Below are 23,403 nucleotides of genomic sequence, written 5' to 3' on the forward strand. Positions count from 1 at the left end.
CCGATAATAATTATCTGGATAAGGCGCACTCTAACGCGGTTTTATCGGCTGGCTGCGCAGTTAGCGGCCAATTCTGTTCAAATCTCACAAACTGCAGTGGGTTCGCGGCGGTTTTATTAACCAAGTAAGCCGGAAAGCTCGCCGGTTGAAACGCGGCTTATTTGGCGATGCAACGAAACCCAATATAGACCACCGCCATGTCACGCGGCTTGGTGGCGCCATAATCGGCCGTCATCTGTTGCGCCCCATACCACCATGAACCTCCCATCGTGGCCTGCGCCGAACTGGTGCCAAGCACTGCCCATTCCCAAACATTTGCGCCCATATCAAACAGCCCGTTAACGCCCTGCTTTGTCCGCCCGACCGGTGCGTGGCCAAACCCTCGATAAAGCTGGCGGCTGTAGTCACGCTTGCCAGAAACTGGCACTGCCTCAGTGCCGCAGTCGCCAAGGCAATTGGCACCATGCGGGCTGTCTCCGGTCGGGTAATCATATGTAACACCGCGTCGGAACGGTGAGGGTGGGGCGAGGCGTTGTTCGGTATAGGCGGCACTGATCCATTCGTCACGGCTCGGCAATCGCTGACCGCGCCATGCGCAATAGGCCGCAGCCTCATCAAAAGTCAGATGAACCGCAGGCTCATCTGGCGGGCTGACCGTGCCGTATGGCTGCCGCCAGTTCCAGCCCGGCTTGACCACCCATCCCGCTTCATAGACCATACCGCCATCCAGCTCGGCCTTGGTTTGAAACCCAGTAGCCGCGACAAATTCGGCAAAGGCTCTAATCGACACCTCAGTCTGGTCCATCCTGATCGCCATGTCAGCTTGCGCCGGGTTAAAAACGATCAGGCCAAATAGCACCCAAAATATACGCATTGACATCGCCACCTCTTTTTTGTGTGCACAGACCTCATAAACCTGCTGCCCTGCCAATAATAACGAGAACACCAGTGAAGATTAATAGACAAAATGTTTATTATAGCCAGCCCCTAACGCAAAACGGGGAACGCTAAGCGCTCCCCGTATGCCTCCCCCGAAACAGATTTTCTTCATCGGCCTTGTCTGACTATGCGATGGTATTTTCCAAACAACCAAGACCGCTAATCTCAAGTGACATATGATCGCCCTTTGCCAGATATTTTGGCGGCGTATAGCCTATCCCAACGCCGGCCGGTGTACCTGTTGCGATGATATCACCGGGCATCAATGTCATCGTTGCCGACATGGTTTCAATCAAGGTCGGAATATCAAAAATCAGATCAGCAACAACTGCCTCTTGCCGCACTTCGCCATTGATTCTGGTGACCAGTTTCATCGCATTCACATCGGCGATCTCATCACTGGTTACAAGCCATGGCCCCATTGGGCAAAAGGTGTCAAGGCTCTTACCGATAACCCATTGACCGTGCCGCTGCTGCAACTCACGCGAGGTCACATCATTAATAATGAGATAGCCAAAGACATGATCATAGGCGTCAGCTTTGCTGACCTGAAAGGCTTTTTTGCCGATAACAATGCCTAGTTCAATCTCGTAATCAACCGACTGGGTTGGATCAAGCGAGCCGTTCACCGGCTCCCCCGGCCCAACTACACTGGTCGGCGCCTTAGTAAAGATAACCGGAACCTTCGGCACGCTCTCCTTACTGGTCGAGTCGAACCCGCTAGAGTGAAATTCAGCGGCATGCGCATAGTAATTTTTTCCGACACACAGAATATCACGCTGCGGCTGCGGGATCGGCGACAGTAGTTCTGCACCATCTAATGCAATGCGATTCGTGCCATTGGCTACCCAGCGGTCAATTACCGCTTGCTCCTGCCCACAAAGTTTAAGCACAGCTGTTTTGGCATCATCACCCTGAGAACAGATAATAATTTCATCGCCATCAATAACGCCAGCAGCGATAGAGCCGGCATCGCGGAAAGTTACAAATTTCATTTTCTCGACAATCCTTATTTTTATCGGTAATATTTAAAAGCATATAGAGTTTTGTCTGTCAAACGCTCTTGTCTTTAATTGGGGCGCTAGCTGGCAACCACCAATGTGATGGGGATGAATTTGTTAGCACAGGCCGATATGATTGTAACGGCTGGTTCGAACGACATAAGCGTTTCGAAACATGAGTCGATGGCGCAGCGGGCCTATCGCATAATTCGTGCTGACATCATTTCAGGCGCGCGCGCCCCCGGCGAACGGCTCCGGATCGAGATGTTAAAAACCATCTATGATATTGGCCCGACACCGCTCCGTGAGGCTTTGCAAAAGCTCAGCACCGAGGGTCTTGTACTGGCTCTGGAGAAGCGCGGTTTTATGGTGTCACCACTTGATCTTGATGAATTCAGCGACCTAAACATCGCCCGCATCGAAGTCGAAAAGGTCGCACTTAGCAGATCCATTGCACTTGGTGACAGACAGTGGGAGTCACGTGTTGTTGCGGCAACCTATCTGATGAACAAGGAAGATACGGCACTGCTCGCCAGCGGCAACGGGGTTTCTGATGCGTGGGAGGCAGCCAATGCGGAATTTCACGCGACCATGATTGCTGCCTGTGGATCAAAATGGTTGTTGCAAATGCGCGATCATCTGCAAGATATGTGTGAGCGCTATCGCCGGTCATCAATAAGTCAAAGCATCAGAAAAACCGGAGATGGCAAACGTGACGTCGGCAAAGAACATGCCGCTATCAGCAACGCAGTGCTGGCACGCGATGCCGGACTGGCCTGCCAACTTACCGAGTCCCACTATATGAAAACACTAGACCGGCTAGAACGTGACCTAAGAATGCTCACCACGCCACAAATATAACGTCCTCATTTCCATGCGGAGCCAATGATGAAATACCGATTTCTTGGACATTGCACTGATCCATTATCTGCCATCGGCATTGGCGGCATGGCAATGACCAATATCTATGGTAGCGCGGATGCGGCGATTGTTGTGAATACGATCCATGCTGCCATGGATGCCGGCGTTAATTTTATCGACACGTCAGACGCCTATGCTGGCGGCAAAAACGAAGAAATGCTGGCAAAGGCACTGACAGGGCGCCGGCAGAACGCGTTCATTGCCACCAAATTTGGTAATCTGGGAGGTAGTGCCAATGGACGGCCGGAATATGTGATCGAAGCATGCGAGAGAAGCCTCAAGCGGTTGCAGACAGATGTGATTGACCTTTATTTTCAACATCGCGTTGATGCTGATGTGCCGATTGAAGATACTGTTGGCGCGATGTCGCGGCTGGTGGAACAGGGCAAGGTGCGTTGGCTTGGCCTGTCCGAGGCTGGACCGGAAACAATTCGCCGAGCCCACGGCACGCACCCCGTTGCCGCACTTCAAACTGAATATTCACTATGGACGAGATTTGTTGAGGACAGCTATCTGCCTCTTATCCGTGAACTCGGGATTGGCTTTATTGCATATTCGCCACTGGGCCGGGGAATGCTGACCGGCACTATCACGGGCGCCGACAGCCTTGCAGAAGGCGATCGTCGCCACGACCACCCAAGATTTCAGGCTGAAAACATCAATGCAAATGTTGCGCTGGTTGCACCGCTTCGAGATATTGCGGCGACAAAAAATGTAACTCCATCGCAGCTGGCCCTTGCATGGCTGTTAGCGCAAGGCGATGACATCCTGCCCATCCCGGGTACCAAAAATAAATCACATATGCTGGAAAACATCGCAGCCTCAATGATCAATTTAAGCGCCAGCGAAGTTGCGGAAATCGGCGCCGCGATCAATCCTGACCTGGTGTCAGGCACCCGTTATCCGGAAAAACAGCTTGGAGGGCTTGGTATCTAAATGAGGCTTATTGCATGAGCTGCATCGCTATCTAAGTTTTAAAATAGCTTATTCATATAAGAGCTTTACCATACAGAAGCATAGTCATAATGTTTTTAAATTAAATTTTACATTCGGCCAAAATGCGGCATGTCGATGGCCTGAATGGACCTACATATAGGTAAAAAGACATGCCCGATGAACCAAGTAACCAACTGGGAGGATAAAATGAATTTTGATGCAATGAAACGGCGCCAGTTTTTAAAGACCAGCGCAGCAACTGCTGGCACATTACTTGCTGGTGGCTTGATGTCGAGCCCAGCATGGGCAGCCTATCCTGACCGCAATATTGATGTGATCGTTCCAACCCGGGCTGGCGGCGGCGCAGATCGACTGCTGCGCGCAGTTAGTTCAGTTTGGAAAAACCACCTAAACACTAATTTCGAACCAGGCTTTTTCCCGGGCGCCTCTGGCCGGGTTGGCTATGAAGTCTATATGGGTAAATATCAGCCCGATGCCTATAGTCTGATCTTTGGCAATATGGGTCCAGAAGTTCTGAACTGGGCAGTAAAAGCGCCAAGTTTTGATATTAATGATTACTTCTATTTTGGCCGTGTTGACACTGATCCAGGCGTTGTTTTTGTCGGAGCTGAGAGCAAATTTCAGTCAATCGACGATATTATTGCCGAAGGCAAAAAGCGTAAATTGAATGTTGGCACCAGCCGCCTTGCGCACCCGGCGTCGATTGGCATCCTCGCACTTGGTGAGGAAGTGGGAGTAGAATTTAATCTTGTGCCTCTATCTGGCGGGAAGAAGACCGTTGCTGGTGCTGTGACACTTGAGATGGATTTCTGTGTTCTGACTTCAGGCTCGGTGATTGCGGCTGGCGATGCCTGCCGCACGTTGCTGGTCTTTGACAACAAAAATTTGGCGGGTGACAAGCTTAGCAACGCGCCAACAATGAATGATTATTTCGGCACCAAGCTGCCACCAATGTATTCAGCCAGAGCTTTTGGCATTCACAAGGCTGCCGCTGACAAATATCCTGACCGGATGGAGCTTTTGCAGAAGACTTTCAAAGATGCAATGAATGATCCTGCATACAAAGAGGCCTTTCTGAAATCAAAGGGCTTTTGGCCATATTCAAACTATGGCGGCGTTGCCGAATGTGAAGAATTCAAGAGCGCAATGCTTGAGCTTGGTGGACGGTATCGTTCGCTTTTGACTGGAAAATAGACGCGTTATTAATCAGGGGAGCACGCCATTGGCGTGTTCCCTTTACCATGTATTTTTCCCTTTAATCGCGCAATAAGCCGTTTTGGACAATCATCATGACCGAACAAGATCCATCAACACCATCGTCAAAAAAGAACATTGCTGGCGAATTGATAATACCAGTCGGTGCGCTGGCGTTTACCATCTATTATATCTTTACCGTGATCGAGTCGCCATGGACGGCTCAGGTCAACGCCTTCATGGTTGGCTCAATTCTGCTGGCGGTAATTGGTATTTTCCTGATCAGCCGGATCGTCATGCTCGTTCAAGGCAGCGCGCAATTTCATGTCACGTTTGACCGTCTTCCAGATGCTATCAAAAGCCGACAAAGCGGCTTTATCGGGCTGACAATTCTCTACCTTATCGTCATTGAGTCGATCGGGTTCACATTAACAACAGCTTTGTTTTTCTGGGGGTCAATGCTGCTGCTTGATTATGGCAAGGCGCCATTGGCCAAACTGGCGCTCGCCGTTTTTATGGCACTTGTCGCATATGGCATTTTTATTCTTGGCTTTGAAACGCGCCTTCCAAAGGGTGCTATTGAAACATTTTTGGCAGGGGCTTTCTGAGCATGGACGTTAATCTCGCATTTTTCATTGATCTGTTTTTCCATATAATGGGGATGTGGTGGGTTATCGTCCCCTCTATTCTGCTTGGTCTCATTGTTGGTGCAATTCCTGGGTTCAGCGCGGCCAACACAATCATCATCCTGCTGCCCTTTACCTTTATGATGGAGGTCGAGGTCGGGCTTGTCTTTATGATTGCGCTCTATTGCTCGTCACGGCTTGGCGCGGGTATTCCGGCTATTTTGGTCAATATTCCGGGGACAGCTGGCGCTGCGGCAACCCCGCTTGACGGCTATCCAATGGCAAAAAAGGGGCTTGGGCAACGCGCGCTGTCGATTTCCTTTGTGTCATCAATTATCGGCGGTGTTCTTACCACTGCGATTGCCCTTGTGACTATGCCTTGGCTGGCGCGTGTTGGCTTTTATATGCATAGCGTAGAAATGATTGTGGTGATGCTTTTTGGCATTTCACTGATTGCATCAGTTGCAGCAAAGGACATGATCAAGGGATTGATTGCTGGCTTTTTCGGACTGATGATCGGCTCGATCGGGGCCGACCATGTTTATGCTACCCCGCGTGGCACAATGGGCTTTCTTGAGCTTTATGATGGCGTGCCTTTGATCCCTGCTCTTGTTGGCCTGTTCGCGATTTCCGAGGCTTTTCTGGTTATCGAAAGCGGATCAATCTTGTCAAAAAGCAACGTCCAGAATGTGGATAATGCCAGCTGGAAAGAGACTATCAAGGGCGTTCGCATCACCTTGAAGCGCTGGTATCATGTCACATGGACAAGCATGATAGGGCTTATTATCGGCGTCATTCCAGGCGCTGGCGCTGCCATCGCATCCTTTGTTGCCTATCAGCAATCACGAACCTTTTCTAAAACACCAGACGCCTATGGTACAGGACATTACGAGGGGCTGATCGCTCCTGAGGCAGCAAATAATGGGGTAACTGCTGGAACGTTGATACCACTGATGGTGCTTGGCATTCCCGGCGGTGCCACAGCAGCCATAATGATGGTGGTAATGCAATATCAAGGCGTGCCTACCGGCCCGCGCCTGTTTGTCGAACGGCCAGAGCTGGGCTATGGCGTGTTTATGGCGATGTTGGTGACGTATCTTTTGATGGCCTTCACTATTTTGCCGATGTCACGCTATATGTCGCGGGTCACCATGGTGTCGACCACCTACATGTCACCAATCATTATCGCCTTTACGCTTGTCGGTTCATTTGTGCCGCGGGAATATATGTTTGATATGTATCTGGCTTTTGCCTTTGGCATCGTTGGATATATTGCTCGCAAAACCGGTTATCATGTTGCAGCAATTTTAATTGGTGTGATCCTCGGCCCGCTTCTCGAGCAGTATATGCTTCGTGCATTAAAAATGTCTGACGGTGATCCAATGGTGCTTTTCTCGTCATCACTCGGCAATATTTTGTGGGCGGCGCTCGTCATAACCTTAATCTTGCCGGCATTTTTCAAACGTCGGCGTCACTCCAAAACCGTTGAATAGGCAGATTTCATGCAAACAGAACCAGTCGCGTTAAATATCGAACAAATTGCCCGAGTGGACATCGCCGGTGGCGGGCAGGTTACGGTAGAGGATGGATATGCCTATATTGGTCACATGGATGCGCCAGATGGCACCACCATAATTGACGTCAAAGACCCATATAATCCCAAAATCGTAGCCGAAATTAAACTCGATGATCATCTATCCCACACGCATAAAGTAAGGGTTGCAGGTGATATCATGATTACCAATGTCGAGCAGGCGCAGCGACATCTTTTACGGCGAGGAGAGCGGCTACCGGCCCTTCGCGAACAGTTGCGCGATGAGTTGGGGCGTGAGGCCAGCGACGCCGAACTTGCTGAGGCGCTTGGTGTTCCGGTGGCAAAGATTGCTGATATTGATCATTTCCTTGCCAATGGCTATCACGATGGCGGTTTTCGCGTTTGGGATATCTCTGACCGCTCAAAGCCAAAGCTATTATCCTATGTTCGCACGCATGGCTTTGGCACCCACCGGTTTGATATGGATAAGAATTACGCCTATATCTCGACCGAAATGGAGGGCTATGTCGGCAATATTTTGGTTATCTATGATCTTGCCGATCCCAGCAATCCGGTTGAGGTTTCTCGCTGGCATATGCCGGGTCAGCACCTTGCCGCAGGCGAGACGCCGACATGGTCAGGCTATAAGAACCGGCTGCATCACGCATTGCGAGTTGGTGATGAAATGTGGGCTGCTGTCTGGTATGCGGGTTTTCAGGTGATCGACGTCAAGGACATTAAAAATCCCAAAACCCTTGCAGCGCATAATTATCACCCCCCTTTCCCTGAGCCAACCCACACCGTTTTGCCATGCGAGCAATTGATTGATGGTCGGCGGATTGCCGTTGTTGTTGATGAAGAACACGATCACACGCCCGGCCTGCTGCACGGCTTTTTGTGGATTTTTGACATCACCGACCTCGATAATATCCATGCATTATCGGCCTTTGATGTCAGCGAGATGGACTCGCCTTGGTCGCGTGCCAAGGGCCGCTTTGGCGCGCATCAATTCCGTGAAAAGATCGACACCACACTAGTTTATGCGACCTGGTTTTCAGGCGGATTGCGGGTGATTGATATCGCCGACCCGTTCAAGCCACGCGAGGTGGCGCATTATATTCCGCTTCCCCCCGCTGGGCATGAGAGCCCGCAAAGCAACGATGTCGACGTTGATGACAAAGGCTTTATTTATCTTCTCGACCGCAATGGCGGACTGGAAATCTTGCGCATGACGTTGCCTAACAACTGAGTGCCCATACCTCGGCAGACTTAACCAAAAAAGGAAAATCAATGATAAATGCCCATCTTGAAAGCGCTGTTGTCGGCGAAGAACATTGGACTGAAAAAGGTGATGTAAAGCTATTTATGTGGAACAAGTTTTTGCCTGACGCCACGGAAAAAAAGGGAACAATCCTGTTTGTGCACGGCTCGTCCATGGCATCACAGCCAACCTTTGATCTTCATGTCGATGGGCGCCCATTCAGCTCGGCAATGAATTATTTTTCAACATTGGGCTATGACACATGGTGCGTTGACATGGAGGGGTATGGCCGTTCATCAAAGCATCGCGACATCACCTGCGACATCGCCAATGGTGCCGATGATTTGGCAGCCGCCAGCGCCTATATCCAGAATTATCGGAATTGTGGCCCGATGCATGTATATGGCATTTCATCCGGCGCATTGCGCGCCGCAACATTTGCCGAGCGTCATCCAGAACGCGTTGCACGGCTGGCGCTTGACGCATTCGTCTGGACAGGTGAAGGCAGCCCGACGCTAGCCGACCGGACAAAAAAACTGCCGCAGTTTCTTGAGTCAAATCGGCGCCCGATTGATTATGCGTTTGTGCAATCAATCTTTAACCGTGATCATCCCGACTGCGTTGAGCCAAAGGTTGTTGATGCTTTTGCCGAGGCGATTTGCGCACTTGATGACTCGATGCCAAACGGCACCTATATCGATATGTGTTCGCGTTTACCGCTTGTGGACCCGGATAAGATAACCGTTCCAACAATTGTTTTACGGGGCCAGTATGACGGTATCGCTGGGGTTCCGGATTTGCTGAAGTTTTTTGAAAAATTGCCAAATCCTGACAAGCAATTCACCTTCATGGAAGGCATTTCTCATGCGAGTTTCCAGCAGAAAAACTATTTGATGGTCTATGATATTCTATCAGCATTTCTCGGCCGCACAGCACCAGTCTATCGGTAAGCAACAACCATCCACCATATTGAAAAAGGGCCAGCGGAACAGGTCCAGCTGGCCTTTTTTGTTATTTCAATCGTGGTTGCCGATCATTCGTGATAGCCGGCTGCCGCCCCCTAGCGGCTAGACACCTTCAAGTGCGGTCATATGCTGGCACACGCTCTCACCCAAAGCGGTTAGGTCATAGCCACCTTCGAGCAGGCTGACCAACCGCATCGCGCCACTCGTTTCAGCCACCTTTTTTGCCGCGTCAATAATATCATTGGTCAAAATGCCAAAATCTTCACTACTCATCTGCAACCCGCCAAGGGGATCGGCCTCATGCGCATCAAATCCGGCCGAAATTATGATCAATTCAGGCTTTGTCTCAATGATGGAAGGCAAAAGATTATCACGCCAGCCAGACCGGATACTGCTGCCTCCGGTGCCATAAGCAAGCGGCAGATTGAAAATATTCTGATAGGCTCCGGTTTCCTCATAAGCTCCGGTACCTGGGAAAAGCGGCATCTGATGGGACGAGGCATAAAACAGGCTGCCGTCATTCCAGAAACAGGCCTGCGTTCCGTTACCATGATGGACGTCAAAATCCAGCACCACAACACGGTTTACCCCCCATTTTTCCTGCGCATGACGCGCGGCAATCGCAGCACTGGAAAACAGACAAAAGCCCATGGCCTTATCCGGCTCGGCATGATGACCGGGTGGCCGCATCAAACTAAAGGCGGTGCTGGCCTGATTATCCATAACCATATCAACCGCAAGACAGGCCCCGCCAACAGCGCGGGAAGCACATTCATAACCGCGCTTGCTGGCCCATGTATCCGCATCAAACGGTGCCGGTTCATCAGCCTCGCCAGCTACGTCATACACCATGTCGAGATAGGCATCACCATGCACTAATTCCAGCTGGGAGCGTGACGCTATTGGCGCGGCAACTCGTTTCCATGACTGATAGCCATCACCAATATGTTCGAGAATTGCCGCATAGCGTTGCGGCCGTTCAGGATGACCTGCGGGCACATCATGGCGAGATGATATTTCATGCGTAATCAGGGCAGGTTTCATCGGTCATTTCTGTCAATCGGGATGGATAGTAATCCACCAAAGGGTTACCATATCTTTTAATTCAGCTTAGCATAGATTTGCCGGATCGTAAGGTCTCAAAACGCACTCATGGCAATCCTGCTTTCAGGGTAAATTCCATCTCAATTTTACCTTGAAATCTAACTGCCAAATTCTTAAATCGGTAGCGCATCGAGATAGCCGATATAGTTGAAATACCAAGGAGCAATCTATGACCACCCAAACATTCAATTTTGAAGCCGATACCGGAAAAATTCTGAACATCGTGATCAATTCACTTTATTCGCAAAAAGAAATCTTCCTGCGTGAGCTGATCTCGAACGCATCAGATGCCATCAACAAGCGGAAATTTGAGATCATCACTGCTGGCAGTGCCGCCGATACTTTCGATGGAAAAATCACCATCACCGTTCATAAAAAGGACAAGACCATTACCATAAGCGACAATGGCATTGGCCTGTCAGCCGAGGAAATGGTCGAGACGCTTGGCACAATTGCCAGCTCTGGAACCAAGGCCTTTATGGAAGCCGCCAAAACAACCAAAGATGCCGATAAAATGACCGACCAGCTGATCGGACAGTTTGGCGTTGGCTTTTATTCCGCCTTTATGGTGGCCGACAAGGTTGAAGTATTATCGAAGAAACATGACGCCAAATCTGCAAATCTATGGGCCAGTGACGGCCAGGGCGGTTTTAGCATTACTGATGCAGATCGTCATGAAACCGGCACCAGCGTTATTCTTTATATGCGCAATGACGCTAAGGAGTATCTTGAGCAGGAACGTATCGCGCATCTGGTTAAAAAATATTCCGATCACATTGCCCAACCTATTTTTTGGATTGGCAAGGATGACGCGGCTGACCAGCTAAATTCATCAGCTGCCCTGTGGACGCGGCCAGCCAAAGAAATTTCCGAGGATGAATATAAATCATTTTACCATGCTGTAGCTTCAGCTTATGACAAGCCCTTCATCACACTTCATAATAAGACCGAAGGCGCGGTTGAATTTACCAACTTGCTGTTCATCCCGTCATCTGCGCCGTTTGATCTCTATGATCCAGAACGCAAATCGAAACTGCAGCTTTATGTAAACCGTGTTTTCATTACGGATGATTATGAGGGGCTTGTGCCAAAATGGCTTCGGTTCCTGCGCGGTATTATCGACACGCCCGATGTTGATCTGAATGTTAGCCGCGAAATGTTACAGCAAAATCCCGCCGTCACAAAAATCAGCAAGGCGGTAGTCAAACGCACCATTAGCGAGATGAAAAAGGCGTTGGAAAAACGCCGTGATGATTATGCCAATTTCTGGGATGGGCTTGGCAAGGTTATCAAAGAGGGGCTTTATGAAGATTCGGCTAATAGTGAAAAGCTGCTGGAGATTTGTCTGTTCCGGTCAACCAAGACCGACAAGATGATTACGCTTCAGGAATATGTTGACGGGTTTGCGCAAAATCAGGAGGTGATCTATTACCTATCGGCTGATGATGCAGGACGCGCCCGGCTGAGCCCGCATCTTGAGTCATTTCAGGCAAAGGATATTGACGTCTTGCTCCTGACCGACCCGATCGATGATTTCTGGCTATCCAACATTCAGCAATTCGCTGGCAAGACTTTTCAGTCAATCACCAGAGGCGAGGTGAATCTATCGGATATTGGTGAAGCCAAGCAGAAAGATGACCAGCCAGATGAAACTCTGTCGGACATTTTTGTTGCGAAGATCAAAAACGTGCTTGAAGGCAGTGTCGCGAATGTACGTAGCTCGGCAAATATGGAAACCAGTCTGGCCCGACTTGTGGCCGACGAGAATGGCATGGATCAGCAAATGGAGCGGATGATGCGAATGCACAATCCCGACTTTAAGGGTATGCCGAAAATCCTTGAAGTAAACGCAAAACACCCATTGATCAAATCATTGAACGCCAAGCTGGAGACCGGCGAATTTGAAGGATCGGATGATTTTGCCAAATTAATTCTAGATACTGCATTGGTTGCCGAGGGCGAGGCGATTATTGACCCGCGCGACTTTACCAGACGCCTATCGGATGTGATGCAAAAGGCGCTTGCGGGTTAATCAGAAACGGCGGCCGGCCTAGCCTTTCTGGGCTGGTCTTTTCATCTCAATTTTACCCATATCCAGCCTGCCGATAATCTTGCCAATCCAGCTTTTGACTTCGATGCGGACCGGTACGAGTTGGCCTTGAGATGGTCGGCCAAAAAACATCTTAAAACGGTCATTGTCAGGCTTGTCATCTCCGCGCCATTTTGACTCGATCCGGTGTCCCCCTATCGGAATAAATTGCACACGGCAGGCCATTGCGCTGCCTTCGTATTCGTCCGGGCGTGCCTTGGTTAATTCAACCGCGCCGATGGTTTCAAAAGAGATCCGGCTACGCCTCCGACCATCATAGATCTCATAGCTTGCGGTGCAATTCCCGTCGGCCTCAATTTGATTGATCAACCGCAGAACCGCACTATAGGGATCGATTACACCGACGCGCATCTGATCGCTAAGCGGATAGACTTCGTCCAGATCCAGGTCGGGTATGCGGGTCTCGGAAATAACATTTGACGCAGAGTCCCAAATCACCCGGCTTTTCACGGTATCAACCCCAGAAAGGCGCTCCATCATCAGGGTTTTTGGTTGCCAGTTACCCCCTGCTAAAACCAGCTCAGCCTCGGCATTGCTTTTGAATTCGCTGAATATCACTGCCAGCCCTCTAGAGCCAGCACTTGCCAAAATACGCGCTTTATCTGGTCCGAAGCGGTAATCGAGCTTGCTCTTAGCGAGCAGGATATTTCCCCAGCTAACATCATAGACCAATGTCGTTGACTGATATGGTGCCGCTACTGCTGCGCCTGCCCAAAACCCGAATAGTGCCAGCACCAAAAGGCTACGCATTCTCTAATCCTCGCAAACAAACCAGGAATATACTACTACTGATCATGACAATCATCCAGGCTTCATCCACTTCATGCAAAAGAGGCACATTTTTAGGCCGTTTCATCTTTAAAAAAAAGCCGGTCAAGATGACCGGCTTTCTTCAAATTTCTAGCTGATATTCTATGAGAACATATCGGTGGTAATACCGCTGTACCAACCAATCGACTCCTCATAGGTTGTCTTACGCACCTCACTGCTCTCATTTCCTTGTGAGACAAACTTATCAACCACATCAATTTTTTCTGACCCAGCTTTGTAATTTGCCCCAACCTTAACCCCGTCATTGGTCGCGATGAGGCTCCAGCAAGTGTTGGCAAAGCGAGCGTCATAAACCCTACTTCCGGTTAATTCACCGCGAATTGCATTTGCCGCTACCTTTGCTTGACTATTCGCAGAAAAGCCGGATTTCGGCATCGCAGAAGCTACAGAAGCATCGCCGAGAACATATATATTAGGATCAGCCTTTGACGCCATGGTAGCCGGAATGATTGGCGCCCAATCACCATCGGTAACACCTGCGTTTTGAGCAATTACCCCGGCACGCATTGCTGGAATTACACACGCCGCATCAGCTTTAAACGTGTCAAGATCAGTGACGATTTCCATCGTCTCGTGATTAACTGATTTGATACCCCCGTGAGCTTCCGGGCCGATCCATTCAACCATTCCTGAATAGTGTTTTTCCCAACCCGCTGTGAACAGCCCCATCTTGGAGAATTTTGCCTTGGGGTCTAGCACAATAATTTTCGCGGTAGGGTTACGCTCTTTCAAAAGATGCGCAATCATCGATACGCGCTCATATGGTCCTGGTGGGCAGCGGTATGGATTTGGCGGTGCAACCATTACAAATGTCCCGCCTTTTTTCATCGTCATAACTTGATTGCGAATTTGCTGCGCTTGCGTTCCTGATGTCCAACCATGCGGCATACGCCCTTGAGCCTGCGGCGAATAGCCAGCGATGCTATCATATTTTAGCGCAATACCGGGCGACAATACTAGTTTGTCATAAGACAGCTTGCCGCCAGATGCCAACGTCACCGTTCTTGCAGCGCCGTCAACCGATGCAGCCCACTCATGCACAACATTGATACGGTTATTTACTGCGAGGCCATAATAGTTGTGTCCTATCGAGGCGTATTTACGGAAACCACCAATATAAAGATTCGAGAAAAAACACGTGTAGTAGCGCTTTGACGCCTCAACGAGCGTAACGTCAATCGCACCTTTTGAGTCCTTTGCGATATAGCGCGCAGCAGTTGCACCGCCAGCACCACCGCCTATTACAACAACCTTTGGAGTTGCACCAAAAGCCAGAGAAGGCATAGCAAGGCCAAGAGCTGATGCCCCAAACAGGCCGCCAAACCCGCGTCGTGATATTGTTGTCATACAAACCTCCCCATTTTTTATGATCAATTTTTGATAGAACTATGCCGTTTAACCTAGTATCCCAAGCCGGATAGAACTAGAAAATCATTTATTTTGTAAAAATACAAATAGAAAACGCTATATTTTGTTTTCTCTTTCCACACATCGGACGACATCAGCATTTAACATGGGCTTTGTTCACTATTCAGGCAAGGATGAAAAATAAGCGGCAAGGGAAATAATTTGCTCATCATCTAGCCGCCCCGCCACCATTTGCATGACGTTATTATTCAGTGCCTTGCTGCGATAGGCTTGCATAATAGTCACAAATGTTTCGGCTTCAATACCGTTGATCTTGGGAATGCCGGCGCCCTGGTTACGGTGGCAGGTAACGCATTCCCCTGCCAGATATTCGCCATACCCCACGTCGGCCTTGGCAATCTGTTCGGCAAGGCCGACGTCCGCCTTAGCGTGATAGACCAGGCCGAACGATAACAATAGAGCTAAACAAAATACTCCAAATTGAGAATTGGGGGCGCTTTTATTCATTAGCTAACCTTTTGGCATTAGAATTGTTATATGGATGAAACTATAAAAACTAGATCATGGCAAGGATGAGATTTCTGCTGCCATGAATTCAATAATTGAGAACATTGAGAAATTCGGCAAATTGCGCGATAGTGACAAATAATTGAATGCGTAAGAGGGTGAATCTTTGGCAAAATCAAAACCGGATGACAGCGAGTCCATCATCCGTAAATTTCAGAAAATCCATGGCAGCACCTTTGATTATTCGCGGGTTGATTACATTAATCACACCACCAAGGTCACGATCATTTGCCGCCGGCATGGCCCGTTTGAGCAGCAGCCACGCCTTCATCTTCGTGGCAGTACTGGTTGCCGCCCCTGCATAGCTGAACGCGGCAAATAAGGCGCGCTTTCGAATTTTATTGCCCACAACGCTATCATTAGTTGCATTCATCATTTGTCCAGTTAATAGTTTTCGCGGTTACATTCTTTCATGGTGCATTCCTTGGGGGCGTTTGTTCGCGGCAGCAATCATGATGCAAATGCTGATCATCCCCTTTTGGAAGGCGCTGTTTGTTGTAGCCACCCATTTTCCGGCCTGGTGCACACTCCCTTTAAACGCACACCATCAGCCATGACTTAATCGAGAATTATGCCAAGGATAACATGATGTTTGATAAATTGATCCCGACCACTCTCGTTGGTAGTTACCCGCAGCCATCATGGCTTGTTGATAAGGAAAAACTGCTAAGCGAAGGGCCGCCCCGGGTTCGAATGCGCGAGGTCTGGAAGATTAACGCTGATACGCTAGACGAGGCGCAGGATGACGCGACTCTGACTGCGATACATGATCAAGAGCGCGCCGGCATCGACATTCTGTCGGACGGGGAAATCCGCCGCGAGAGCTATTTCAACCGGTTCGCCAATGCGCTGTCGGGCATTGATCTTGACAATCCAGCATTGGTGCCAAATCGGCGCAATGTCATGATCCCTGTGCCGCGCGTTACTGGTGAGATCAAACGCAAACATCCGGTGCAGGTGCATGACGTTGCCTATCTGCGCGCGCATACCAACCGGCCAATCAAGATCACCATTCCGGGTGCGTTTACCATGGCAAAACTGGCCGAAGACGAATTTTACCATGATACAGAGGCTTTGATTAGCGCCTATGCCAAGGCGGTAAACGCCGAAATTCGCGACCTTAAAGCGGCTGGCGCAGATGTTATTCAGATTGACGAGCCCTATATGCAGGCCAATCCCGAAGAGGCCGATAAATATGGTGTTGATGCGATAAATCAGGTGCTAGACGGGGTTGACGGTCCAACCGTTGTTCATCTGTGCTTTGGCTATGCCTATGTGGTGAAGGAAAAACCTATTGGCTATACATTCTTGCCACAGCTTGACGCCTGCCGTGCGGATTATATTTCTGTCGAGGCGGCACAACCAAATCTCGACCCAGCAATTCTGGCCGAATTACCATCCAAGAAATTTTTGTATGGCGTGTTAAATCTGGGAACCAACGAAATCGAAACAGCCGCAATTGTGGCCGAACGATTACGTGGGGCATTGCGTTATGTTAGCCCTGACCGGCTTGTCGCCGCGCCTGATTGCGGGATGAAATATCTGCCGCGTGATGTCGCCTATGGTAAATTAAAGGCAATGGTCGACGGCGCAGCAATCGTGCGCGCCGAAGTGAAATAGCCGGTGACGGATATGGTGTGACGGTCTAGTCAGCCCGGTTGGGGACTAGTGGATATCTTTCATTTGCCCCATGGCTATTTTCAGTTTTTCAACGGTGAAATCAGGTGATTTTGCCGTTTCCAGAATAACTGCCTCGCGTCGGCTGATCAGGTCAACAGCAGCCGGTATTTGTGCGATTGAAGATGGTGGAATGAATACCGCACCATGCTGGTCAGCATGAATGATATCATTTGTTTTTGCGGTCAGCCCATGCACCGTCACCTGACAATCTATGTCAACAAGATGCACAAAGGCATGACTAGGCCCGACCTTACCGCCAATCAAATTAAAGCCGCGCGCGCTATCCGGCACATCGCGGAAAGATCCATTGGTCACCGCGCCAAGCACGCCAAGCCCTTTGTGGATATTGGTCTGCACCTCACCCCAGAATGCCCCAACCCCTGGCTGCGGATCAATGTCCTGGATGATAACAATGGTCGGCGTCGGTGCTGCCGCTACATATTCGTAATAGGCGGCGCGTTTGGCCGCCATTTTAGCAGCACTTTCGTCAGATGGTTCAGCCGCCCGAATGGTTGCGGTGCGCGCAAAACCACAAATTGGTGGTAGGCTAGGATCAAGGCTGAACAGATGCGTGGTGGTAAAGCCATATCCCCGCCGTTCAGGCATGATTTCCTCAAGCGCATTGCAGATTGTCGGCGTATCCCATTGCGTTAAAACAGCAAGGTCATCAGCGGTTATCGCGGCGCCCATTTACATCTCCCAATTCAGGTTCACTTGCATGATCTTAATCAAAGATTTCCAAAAAGGGATTGATTTTATTCACCTCGGCATAAAAAAACCGTACCGGCCAAGACAGGCGGGTACGGGTTTTTCATCGATACCATGAAACCGCAAAGAGAGCCTGGTCACATCACCATGTGGCGTGGATTGCCTTGCGTTTCAGCGGTATTATTAAAGCGTGTCGATAATCCGTTTTGCTTCATCGAAATCACCAGACATTGCGGCATTTGATGCTTTGGTTGCAACGCTGGCAACAGTGAAGAAATCGGCAACAAAAGCGAGGCTTGCCATAACCGCAGCTTCGATTGACTCACATGCGCGGCAGGTTGTTTGATATACAGTTGTAACTGACATTTTAATCTCCGGACAGGTCTTTGACGCGCACATAACAGTCTCGCGAAAAGGACACGCCTTTTAACGAGCATCATTGCTCCCAAAAACCAGTTATTGTTGAGTGTTTGTAATTTGAGTCTGGCTGGTACCAGCTCGTTGCGCAGTAGTTAGGCCTGAAACTGACAAATGTGAAGAGCCAATCACTGCGATGTTTTGGCGCACCCTTGCCGGCCGAATCAAAACACTGGCCCCAAATATACCCGCGCTAATATGATTCTAGGGATTGATGGTCAGCCATGTTATAACGGTATTTGTTTCTGCTGATAATTTGCGGCGGCATGTCTTGGCTTGGGTCACATTGAGGGTAGCGCCAATGATTGGCAAACTGATTATCTTCGCCATTCTGATCGTATCGCTATACGCGGTTTTCATCAGGCTAAAAACACGAATTACCGGCGCACCAGATCCAACACCCGCACAGCCACAGCTTGAAAAAAGCCGAAAAAAAGGCTGGCTTGGCGATGATTTTCGTATCAGCAAAATCCACATGATCATCACCTTTCTGGCGGCGCTCTATCTGATCTGGGCACTCATCACACTTTACCGCTAGGGTGATTGCCATGATGCACCAACAGCCGAGATTAAGATCAGGATCATGACGATAACAACGCTTTGGTCATTTGCCGTAACGGTTTATCAGCGTGATGGGGTTGCGGCGGCGTGTCTTGGCTTGCAAGAAGACGCCGATGTTGATGTGCCGTTGATGCTTTGCGTCGCCTATGCCTGTTTGCAGAATAAACGCATCGGGAATTTTGAATTACTTGATCTTCAAGCGCTGGCCCGCCCGTGGCAGACCGAAATTGTGCAATCACTTCGCCACATACGCAGCCACCTGAAAACCGGCCCGCACCCTGCCCCGAACGAAATCACTGATGAGCTGCGCAACAAGGTAAAGGCCGCCGAGCTTGCCGCCGAAAAAATTCAGCTTGAAATGATGCAGATCTGGGCAGATGCGCTTCCCGCCGCTAGCCCAAATAATTCACCTCTAAATTTGCAAACCCTAATCGATGCAATTGGGATTGTTGTGACCGCCAGCAGCCAGCAGCCAGTCACCCCAAACCAGACTAATCATATAAATATAATTGCGGCCGCCGCGCTGGGTAGTGCCAGCATCGGCACGCGCCAAAGTAAGCCTTAATCCACGCCCGAACCTGTCCAGCGTTTAACATTAGGCAGCTGTATATCCAGCAGGTCGAGTGCGCGCCCCACGCTCTGGTTGATCACATCATCGAGCGTTTCTGGCCGTGCATAAAATCCGGGAACTGGCGGCATGATAATAGCACCGCTTTGGGTCGCCTGATCCATCAACCTTATATGGCCGGCATGAAACGGTGTTTCGCGAAGCATCAGCACGACGCGGCGGCGTTCTTTCAGGCATACATCAGCCGCCCGCGCGGTCAGCTCTTCATTAAAACAATTGGCGATCGCGCTTAGGGTTTTAATCGAACAGGGCGCAACAAGCATACCATTTGTACGGAACGAGCCAGATGAAATGGCCGCACCAATATCTTTGTGATTATATAAATGATCGGCAAGCGCGCGAATCTGATCAGGCTCATAATCAACCTCGGCTAGGGCTGTACGAAACCCTGATGGCGTAATAATCACATGGGTTTCGACATCATCGACCGCCCTTAGCAACTCCAACGCCCTAATACCATAAATAACGCCAGATGCACCGGTAATGGCAACAATCACACGCCGCATTTCATAATACCTCACCTCGAAAAGACGCATCCTGGCAGCTCGCACCCGGTTACGCGATAATAGTGGCCATAGGATATATTGGCATCGCAATATTTCTAAATTACCACCACGATCAACGGGTTAAGAGTGCCAGCGATGATGCCAATCTGTCAATCGCCGGCGCGGTTCAATTAGCGTTGCAGGGTTTGCCTCAATTGCGTTACCAGTATGGTCTAATTCCCTTTGATTTTAGGCCGCGAGAGGACTAGCGTGGCGCATATGCAAATTCCTACCTCACCACCAGCGATGATTATCAATTGGATAATCCTGATCACTCTCGGCGCAATCTGGGGAGCCAGCTTCCTTGGCGTCGAGTTGGCCCTGACCGGATTTGGTCCGGTGACCGTCGCTGCTGGACGCGTCGCCTCCGCCGGCCTTATTCTTGTTTTTATTGCAATTGCCTACGGTGACGGGCTGCCGCGTTTTCGCACCGCGACCGATCGGCGTATCTGGTTACATTGTCTTGGCATGGCCCTCTTTACCAACGCCATTCCATTCTGCTTGCTATCATGGGGACAGCAAATTGTGACCTCTGGATTTGCCGGCATTAGCATGGCGGTTGTGCCATTATTCGTGCTGCCGTTAAGCCATTTCCTAGTTCCGGGCGAAGTGATGAGCCGCATCAAAACTGTCGGGTTTTTATTCGGTTTTATGGGCGTGGTACTGCTGATCGGTGGCGGCAAGATTCTGGCCAGCACGACACCATCACCGCTTATGTTTACCGCCCAGTTTGCCTGCATTACGGCAAGCGCCTGCTACGCAATTGGCAGCATCATCACCCGCCTATGCCCGCCTGTCAGCGCGCTGTCTTTTGCTGCGGCAGGATTGATGCTTGGCGGGATTATCCTCATTCCAGCGGCGCTAATCATCGACGGCGTTCCCACACCACCCGCTGGCATTGCCTTTGCCGGCCTTGCTTATCTGGCAATATTCCCAACCGCGATTGCAACTATTTTGCTGACGGTTCTTGTGCGGCGCGCCGGGCCACCATTTTTATCACTGGTAAATTATCAGGTGCCGGTATGGGCGGTAGTGATCGGTGCCATCGTTCTGGATGAGGCGCTGCCCGGACATTTCCTGATGGCGTTAGTGGTGATTTTGAGCGGATTATTCATCGCCCAGCTCGGCAGGCGCCGCCACGGAAAACAATCACAACAAGCCTAGTGACGGCATCAAGCAGAATCATGGCGCCCTAAAACATCCAACCCAAGATCAGGTCAGCCGGTTTTTAGTGACCTAAAATCTGGCTCAGGAATAATTTGGTACGGTCTGATTGCGGGTTATTAAAGAAGGCTTCAGGCTCGTTCTGTTCAACGATCTGCCCCTCATCCATGAAAATAACGCGGTTCGCAACCTTGCGGGCAAAGCCCATTTCATGGGTCACACAAATCATGGTCATACCGTCATCGGCAAGTTCAACCATCGTATCCAGAACCTCTTTGATCATTTCGGGATCAAGCGCCGAGGTCGGCTCGTCAAACAGCATTAATTGCGGCTGCATACATAAGGCGCGCGCAATCGCAACACGCTGTTGCTGGCCGCCTGACAACTGGCCGGGATATTTGCTGGCCTGTTCGGGGATCTTCACCCGTGTCAGAAAATGCATAGCGATTTCTTCGGCTTCGGCACGCGGCGTTTTCCGCACCCAGATCGGCGCCAGCATACAGTTTTCCAGAATTGAAAGATGGGGAAACAGGTTAAAATGCTGAAATACCATGCCAACTTCACGGCGAATTTCATCAATATTCTTCACGTCATTATTCAGTTCGATCCCGTGAACAGAAATGTCGCCATCCTGATGTTTTTCCAACCGGTTCAAACAGCGTATCAAGGTTGATTTGCCCGAACCTGACGGGCCGCAGACAACAATCCTCTCGCCCTTGGCGACCGTTAGATTGATATCGCGAAGCACGTGAAACTGCCCAAACCATTTATTTACATTGCGCATAGAAACGACTGTGTTCTGATCAACAGCCGGTGCGGGACTGTGCTGCGGTTGTGCCATATCTCTAACTCCCTTTGACGCTCAATGCCTAGCGGTTACGGCTGCGGCTGAGTTTCCGTTCCATAAACATTGAATAACGTGACATGCCGAAACAGAAAATGAAGAAAATAACTGCCACGACAAGATAGCCTGTAAGGCCTTGAACCGGTGTTGACCATGCCGCATCGGCAAGCGTTGATTGCGCCGCCCCAAGAAGGTCAAAAATACCAACAATGCTGACCAGCGCCGTGTCTTTGAACAGGCCAATAAATGTGTTCACAATACCGGGGATCACATGGGTCAGGGCCTGCGGCAGGATGATCAACCGCATTGACTGCCAATAGGATAGGCCAACCGCATCGGCGCCTTCATATTGACCCTTGTCGATCGCCTGCAGACCGCCGCGTACAACCTCGGCCATATAGGCAGCAGAAAATAATGTCACCCCGATCAATGCCCGCAACAGCATATCGAAATTCACCCCTTCGGGCATGAATAGCGGCAGCATCACAGATGCCATGAACAGCACCGTAATCAACGGCACGCCGCGCCAGAACTCGATAAAAACAGTCGACAGAAACCGTGCAACCGGCATGTCCGAACGCCGTCCAAGTGCCAGCAAAATACCCAATGGCAATGACGCAACAATACCAGTAATCGCGACCACTAGCGTGATCAGCAAGCCGCCCCAATCGCGGGTATCAATCGCTTCAAGACTGAAATCGACCGAGAATATCGCCAGCACCGCGGCAAGCAGAATAACCACCCAGCCGCAAACCCCAGTGACTGACGCAAGATCACCAAGCGCGCCGGAAACATAGCCAGCCTTGCCAAGCCGCCCCATGGTAATCAGCGCAAGGCCAAGAATTGTGTAAACGCCAATTGTGCCGGTCGAAATACCAAAGGCACCACCAGTTAACAGCACCGTCGCCAAAACCGGATAGGCTGTCAGCAGTAACGCACCAACAATTTTCCTGTAGGGCAGGCGCTCAATCATCACCCATGCCAGCATGACACCGCCAACCAGATAGGCAAGGTTCACCCGCCATAATTCATCCGACGGATAGGCACCATAAAAGATAAATTTAGCCTTGGCCTGAATGAACGGCCAACAGGCCGCGTGCCAACCCGCAGGTAAAGCACCACCCTGTTCAACAGTCCAGCAAGCTTCGCGCTCCAGTCCTTTAGGATCCGACCAAACAGCCGAGAAAATTGCAAAATCCAGTAAAGCCAAAGTTTGTGTTACTAGGAAGTATGACAAAATAAGTGTTACAAAGCCCATAAAAATCGATTTGGTGGCGCCACCAAAAGAGCCAAAATCCGACATGCTGGCAAAGATATTTTTATAGAGCCAGCCGGTAAAGCCACCCTCTGACGGCGGTGGCGGCAATAATGGCGCCGGTTCGGTGCGCACAAACCCAACCTGCGGATCAACAGCCCCTGATAATGTCTTTTTCACATTGGCTCTCTGCGACGCTGATTTGATTGGTTTCTTCGCCATT

The 23,403-nt window shown here is 50.1% G+C and carries 24 protein-coding genes; 12 read left to right on the top strand and 12 right to left on the bottom strand.

Features of this window, described 5'->3' with window-relative positions; translation table 11 throughout:
- Positions 1 to 157: 157 nt before the first annotated feature.
- A complete protein-coding gene (locus AB8881_04635) occupies positions 158 to 880 on the bottom strand; it encodes a formylglycine-generating enzyme family protein (GenBank protein ID XDZ64174.1) in 723 nt (240 codons plus the stop codon).
- A 184-nt stretch (positions 881 to 1,064) separates the two neighbouring features.
- On the bottom strand, positions 1,065 to 1,934 hold the full coding sequence (locus tag AB8881_04640) for a fumarylacetoacetate hydrolase family protein (protein ID XDZ64175.1): 870 nt from the start codon (positions 1,932 to 1,934) through the stop codon (positions 1,065 to 1,067).
- A gap of 114 nt (positions 1,935 to 2,048) precedes the next feature.
- On the opposite strand from AB8881_04640, the gene AB8881_04645 reads away from it, so the two are divergent.
- From AB8881_04645 to AB8881_04675, 7 genes are all read left to right on the top strand, one after another.
- Complete coding sequence (locus tag AB8881_04645; protein XDZ64176.1) at positions 2,049 to 2,801, top strand: FCD domain-containing protein; 753 nt, start codon at positions 2,049 to 2,051, stop codon at positions 2,799 to 2,801.
- 24 nt (positions 2,802 to 2,825) lie between these two features.
- Positions 2,826 to 3,797 (top strand): aldo/keto reductase, encoded by a 972-nt coding sequence (locus tag AB8881_04650; GenBank protein ID XDZ64177.1) that lies wholly within the window; start codon positions 2,826 to 2,828, stop codon positions 3,795 to 3,797.
- Positions 3,798 to 4,004: 207 nt separating this feature from the next.
- Positions 4,005 to 5,012 (top strand): Bug family tripartite tricarboxylate transporter substrate binding protein, encoded by a 1,008-nt coding sequence (locus AB8881_04655; protein ID XDZ64178.1) that lies wholly within the window; start codon positions 4,005 to 4,007, stop codon positions 5,010 to 5,012.
- A 95-nt stretch (positions 5,013 to 5,107) separates the two neighbouring features.
- Positions 5,108 to 5,620 carry a hypothetical protein gene (locus tag AB8881_04660; protein ID XDZ64179.1) on the top strand — a complete coding sequence of 171 codons (513 nt, stop codon included), beginning with the start codon at positions 5,108 to 5,110 and terminating at the stop codon, positions 5,618 to 5,620.
- Between the two features lie 2 nt (positions 5,621 to 5,622).
- On the top strand, positions 5,623 to 7,131 hold the full coding sequence (locus AB8881_04665) for a tripartite tricarboxylate transporter permease (GenBank protein ID XDZ64180.1): 1,509 nt from the start codon (positions 5,623 to 5,625) through the stop codon (positions 7,129 to 7,131).
- Positions 7,132 to 7,140: 9 nt separating this feature from the next.
- Positions 7,141 to 8,421: an RNA polymerase subunit sigma-70 gene (locus tag AB8881_04670; protein ID XDZ64181.1), complete on the top strand. Its 1,281-nt coding sequence runs from the start codon at positions 7,141 to 7,143 to the stop codon at positions 8,419 to 8,421.
- Between the two features lie 41 nt (positions 8,422 to 8,462).
- Positions 8,463 to 9,383, top strand: coding sequence for an alpha/beta hydrolase (locus tag AB8881_04675; GenBank protein ID XDZ64182.1), 921 nt, complete (start codon positions 8,463 to 8,465; stop codon positions 9,381 to 9,383).
- Between the two features lie 117 nt (positions 9,384 to 9,500).
- Here AB8881_04675 and AB8881_04680 read toward each other — a convergent pair whose 3' ends face one another.
- A complete protein-coding gene (locus AB8881_04680) occupies positions 9,501 to 10,442 on the bottom strand; it encodes a histone deacetylase family protein (protein ID XDZ64183.1) in 942 nt (313 codons plus the stop codon).
- A 229-nt stretch (positions 10,443 to 10,671) separates the two neighbouring features.
- Here AB8881_04680 and htpG point away from each other — a divergent pair, with 229 nt between their 5' ends.
- Positions 10,672 to 12,534, top strand: a complete 1,863-nt coding sequence (gene htpG, locus AB8881_04685) for a molecular chaperone HtpG (protein XDZ64184.1) — start codon at positions 10,672 to 10,674, stop codon at positions 12,532 to 12,534.
- A gap of 18 nt (positions 12,535 to 12,552) precedes the next feature.
- Here htpG and AB8881_04690 read toward each other — a convergent pair whose 3' ends face one another.
- The 4 genes from AB8881_04690 to AB8881_04705 form a co-directional block, all read right to left on the bottom strand.
- A complete protein-coding gene (locus tag AB8881_04690) occupies positions 12,553 to 13,362 on the bottom strand; it encodes a DUF3108 domain-containing protein (protein ID XDZ64185.1) in 810 nt (269 codons plus the stop codon).
- Between the two features lie 162 nt (positions 13,363 to 13,524).
- Positions 13,525 to 14,790 carry an FCSD flavin-binding domain-containing protein gene (locus AB8881_04695; GenBank protein ID XDZ64186.1) on the bottom strand — a complete coding sequence of 422 codons (1,266 nt, stop codon included), beginning with the start codon at positions 14,788 to 14,790 and terminating at the stop codon, positions 13,525 to 13,527.
- Positions 14,791 to 14,970: 180 nt separating this feature from the next.
- On the bottom strand, positions 14,971 to 15,318 hold the full coding sequence (locus AB8881_04700; GenBank protein ID XDZ64187.1) for a cytochrome c: 348 nt from the start codon (positions 15,316 to 15,318) through the stop codon (positions 14,971 to 14,973).
- Positions 15,319 to 15,493: 175 nt separating this feature from the next.
- Positions 15,494 to 15,727, bottom strand: a complete 234-nt coding sequence (locus AB8881_04705; protein XDZ64188.1) for a hypothetical protein — start codon at positions 15,725 to 15,727, stop codon at positions 15,494 to 15,496.
- A 239-nt stretch (positions 15,728 to 15,966) separates the two neighbouring features.
- Between AB8881_04705 and AB8881_04710 the strand changes: the two genes are divergently transcribed.
- The gene (locus AB8881_04710) at positions 15,967 to 16,998 is read left to right on the top strand and encodes a 5-methyltetrahydropteroyltriglutamate--homocysteine methyltransferase (protein XDZ64510.1); all 1,032 of its coding nucleotides are present in this window, start codon (positions 15,967 to 15,969) and stop codon (positions 16,996 to 16,998) included.
- Positions 16,999 to 17,043: 45 nt separating this feature from the next.
- On the opposite strand, the gene AB8881_04715 is transcribed toward AB8881_04710, so the two are convergent.
- A complete protein-coding gene (locus AB8881_04715) occupies positions 17,044 to 17,748 on the bottom strand; it encodes an RraA family protein (protein ID XDZ64189.1) in 705 nt (234 codons plus the stop codon).
- Positions 17,749 to 17,949: 201 nt separating this feature from the next.
- Complete coding sequence (locus AB8881_04720; GenBank protein ID XDZ64190.1) at positions 17,950 to 18,132, bottom strand: hypothetical protein; 183 nt, start codon at positions 18,130 to 18,132, stop codon at positions 17,950 to 17,952.
- A 352-nt stretch (positions 18,133 to 18,484) separates the two neighbouring features.
- Between AB8881_04720 and AB8881_04725 the strand changes: the two genes are divergently transcribed.
- Together AB8881_04725 and AB8881_04730 are read left to right on the top strand one after the other, a co-directional pair.
- Positions 18,485 to 18,721 carry a hypothetical protein gene (locus AB8881_04725; GenBank protein ID XDZ64191.1) on the top strand — a complete coding sequence of 79 codons (237 nt, stop codon included), beginning with the start codon at positions 18,485 to 18,487 and terminating at the stop codon, positions 18,719 to 18,721.
- 45 nt (positions 18,722 to 18,766) lie between these two features.
- Positions 18,767 to 19,309, top strand: coding sequence for a TIGR02444 family protein (locus tag AB8881_04730; GenBank protein ID XDZ64192.1), 543 nt, complete (start codon positions 18,767 to 18,769; stop codon positions 19,307 to 19,309).
- Here AB8881_04730 and AB8881_04735 read toward each other — a convergent pair.
- A complete protein-coding gene (locus tag AB8881_04735) occupies positions 19,306 to 19,878 on the bottom strand; it encodes a UbiX family flavin prenyltransferase (protein ID XDZ64193.1) in 573 nt (190 codons plus the stop codon). The two genes, AB8881_04730 and AB8881_04735, sit on opposite strands and share 4 nt — an antisense overlap.
- 258 nt (positions 19,879 to 20,136) lie before the next feature.
- Between AB8881_04735 and AB8881_04740 the strand changes: the two genes are divergently transcribed.
- On the top strand, positions 20,137 to 21,081 hold the full coding sequence (locus AB8881_04740; protein ID XDZ64194.1) for a DMT family transporter: 945 nt from the start codon (positions 20,137 to 20,139) through the stop codon (positions 21,079 to 21,081).
- 64 nt (positions 21,082 to 21,145) lie between these two features.
- Here AB8881_04740 and AB8881_04745 read toward each other — a convergent pair whose 3' ends face one another.
- Both AB8881_04745 and AB8881_04750 read right to left on the bottom strand, forming a co-directional pair.
- Positions 21,146 to 21,865: an amino acid ABC transporter ATP-binding protein gene (locus tag AB8881_04745; GenBank protein ID XDZ64511.1), complete on the bottom strand. Its 720-nt coding sequence runs from the start codon at positions 21,863 to 21,865 to the stop codon at positions 21,146 to 21,148.
- A gap of 85 nt (positions 21,866 to 21,950) precedes the next feature.
- Positions 21,951 to 23,402, bottom strand: a complete 1,452-nt coding sequence (locus tag AB8881_04750) for an amino acid ABC transporter permease (protein XDZ64195.1) — start codon at positions 23,400 to 23,402, stop codon at positions 21,951 to 21,953.
- Between the last annotated feature and the right edge of the window lies 1 nt (position 23,403).

Source organism: Alphaproteobacteria bacterium LSUCC0396 (genome assembly GCA_041228345.1).
Lineage (GTDB): Bacteria > Pseudomonadota > Alphaproteobacteria > Puniceispirillales > Puniceispirillaceae > UBA3439.

What these genes read in the sequence shown, in the direction of transcription:
- htpG (XDZ64184.1), top strand. Translation starts at nt 10,672, where the DNA reads ATGACCACCCAAACATTCAATTTTGAAGCCGATACCGGAAAAATTCTG.
- AB8881_04700 (XDZ64187.1), bottom strand. Translation starts at nt 15,318, where the DNA reads ATGAATAAAAGCGCCCCCAATTCTCAATTTGGAGTATTTTGTTTAGCT.
- AB8881_04645 (XDZ64176.1), top strand. Translation starts at nt 2,049, where the DNA reads ATGAATTTGTTAGCACAGGCCGATATGATTGTAACGGCTGGTTCGAAC.
- AB8881_04635 (XDZ64174.1), bottom strand. Translation starts at nt 880, where the DNA reads ATGTCAATGCGTATATTTTGGGTGCTATTTGGCCTGATCGTTTTTAAC.
- AB8881_04740 (XDZ64194.1), top strand. Translation starts at nt 20,137, where the DNA reads ATGCAAATTCCTACCTCACCACCAGCGATGATTATCAATTGGATAATC.
- AB8881_04670 (XDZ64181.1), top strand. Translation starts at nt 7,141, where the DNA reads ATGCAAACAGAACCAGTCGCGTTAAATATCGAACAAATTGCCCGAGTG.
- AB8881_04730 (XDZ64192.1), top strand. Translation starts at nt 18,767, where the DNA reads ATGACGATAACAACGCTTTGGTCATTTGCCGTAACGGTTTATCAGCGT.
- AB8881_04690 (XDZ64185.1), bottom strand. Translation starts at nt 13,362, where the DNA reads ATGCGTAGCCTTTTGGTGCTGGCACTATTCGGGTTTTGGGCAGGCGCA.
- AB8881_04680 (XDZ64183.1), bottom strand. Translation starts at nt 10,442, where the DNA reads ATGAAACCTGCCCTGATTACGCATGAAATATCATCTCGCCATGATGTG.
- AB8881_04720 (XDZ64190.1), bottom strand. Translation starts at nt 18,132, where the DNA reads ATGTCAGTTACAACTGTATATCAAACAACCTGCCGCGCATGTGAGTCA.
- AB8881_04665 (XDZ64180.1), top strand. Translation starts at nt 5,623, where the DNA reads ATGGACGTTAATCTCGCATTTTTCATTGATCTGTTTTTCCATATAATG.
- AB8881_04640 (XDZ64175.1), bottom strand. Translation starts at nt 1,934, where the DNA reads ATGAAATTTGTAACTTTCCGCGATGCCGGCTCTATCGCTGCTGGCGTT.
- AB8881_04675 (XDZ64182.1), top strand. Translation starts at nt 8,463, where the DNA reads ATGATAAATGCCCATCTTGAAAGCGCTGTTGTCGGCGAAGAACATTGG.
- AB8881_04745 (XDZ64511.1), bottom strand. Translation starts at nt 21,865, where the DNA reads ATGCGCAATGTAAATAAATGGTTTGGGCAGTTTCACGTGCTTCGCGAT.
- AB8881_04695 (XDZ64186.1), bottom strand. Translation starts at nt 14,790, where the DNA reads ATGACAACAATATCACGACGCGGGTTTGGCGGCCTGTTTGGGGCATCA.
- AB8881_04725 (XDZ64191.1), top strand. Translation starts at nt 18,485, where the DNA reads ATGATTGGCAAACTGATTATCTTCGCCATTCTGATCGTATCGCTATAC.
- AB8881_04655 (XDZ64178.1), top strand. Translation starts at nt 4,005, where the DNA reads ATGAATTTTGATGCAATGAAACGGCGCCAGTTTTTAAAGACCAGCGCA.
- AB8881_04650 (XDZ64177.1), top strand. Translation starts at nt 2,826, where the DNA reads ATGATGAAATACCGATTTCTTGGACATTGCACTGATCCATTATCTGCC.
- AB8881_04660 (XDZ64179.1), top strand. Translation starts at nt 5,108, where the DNA reads ATGACCGAACAAGATCCATCAACACCATCGTCAAAAAAGAACATTGCT.
- AB8881_04715 (XDZ64189.1), bottom strand. Translation starts at nt 17,748, where the DNA reads ATGGGCGCCGCGATAACCGCTGATGACCTTGCTGTTTTAACGCAATGG.
- AB8881_04750 (XDZ64195.1), bottom strand. Translation starts at nt 23,402, where the DNA reads ATGGCGAAGAAACCAATCAAATCAGCGTCGCAGAGAGCCAATGTGAAA.
- AB8881_04735 (XDZ64193.1), bottom strand. Translation starts at nt 19,878, where the DNA reads ATGCGGCGTGTGATTGTTGCCATTACCGGTGCATCTGGCGTTATTTAT.
- AB8881_04710 (XDZ64510.1), top strand. Translation starts at nt 15,967, where the DNA reads ATGTTTGATAAATTGATCCCGACCACTCTCGTTGGTAGTTACCCGCAG.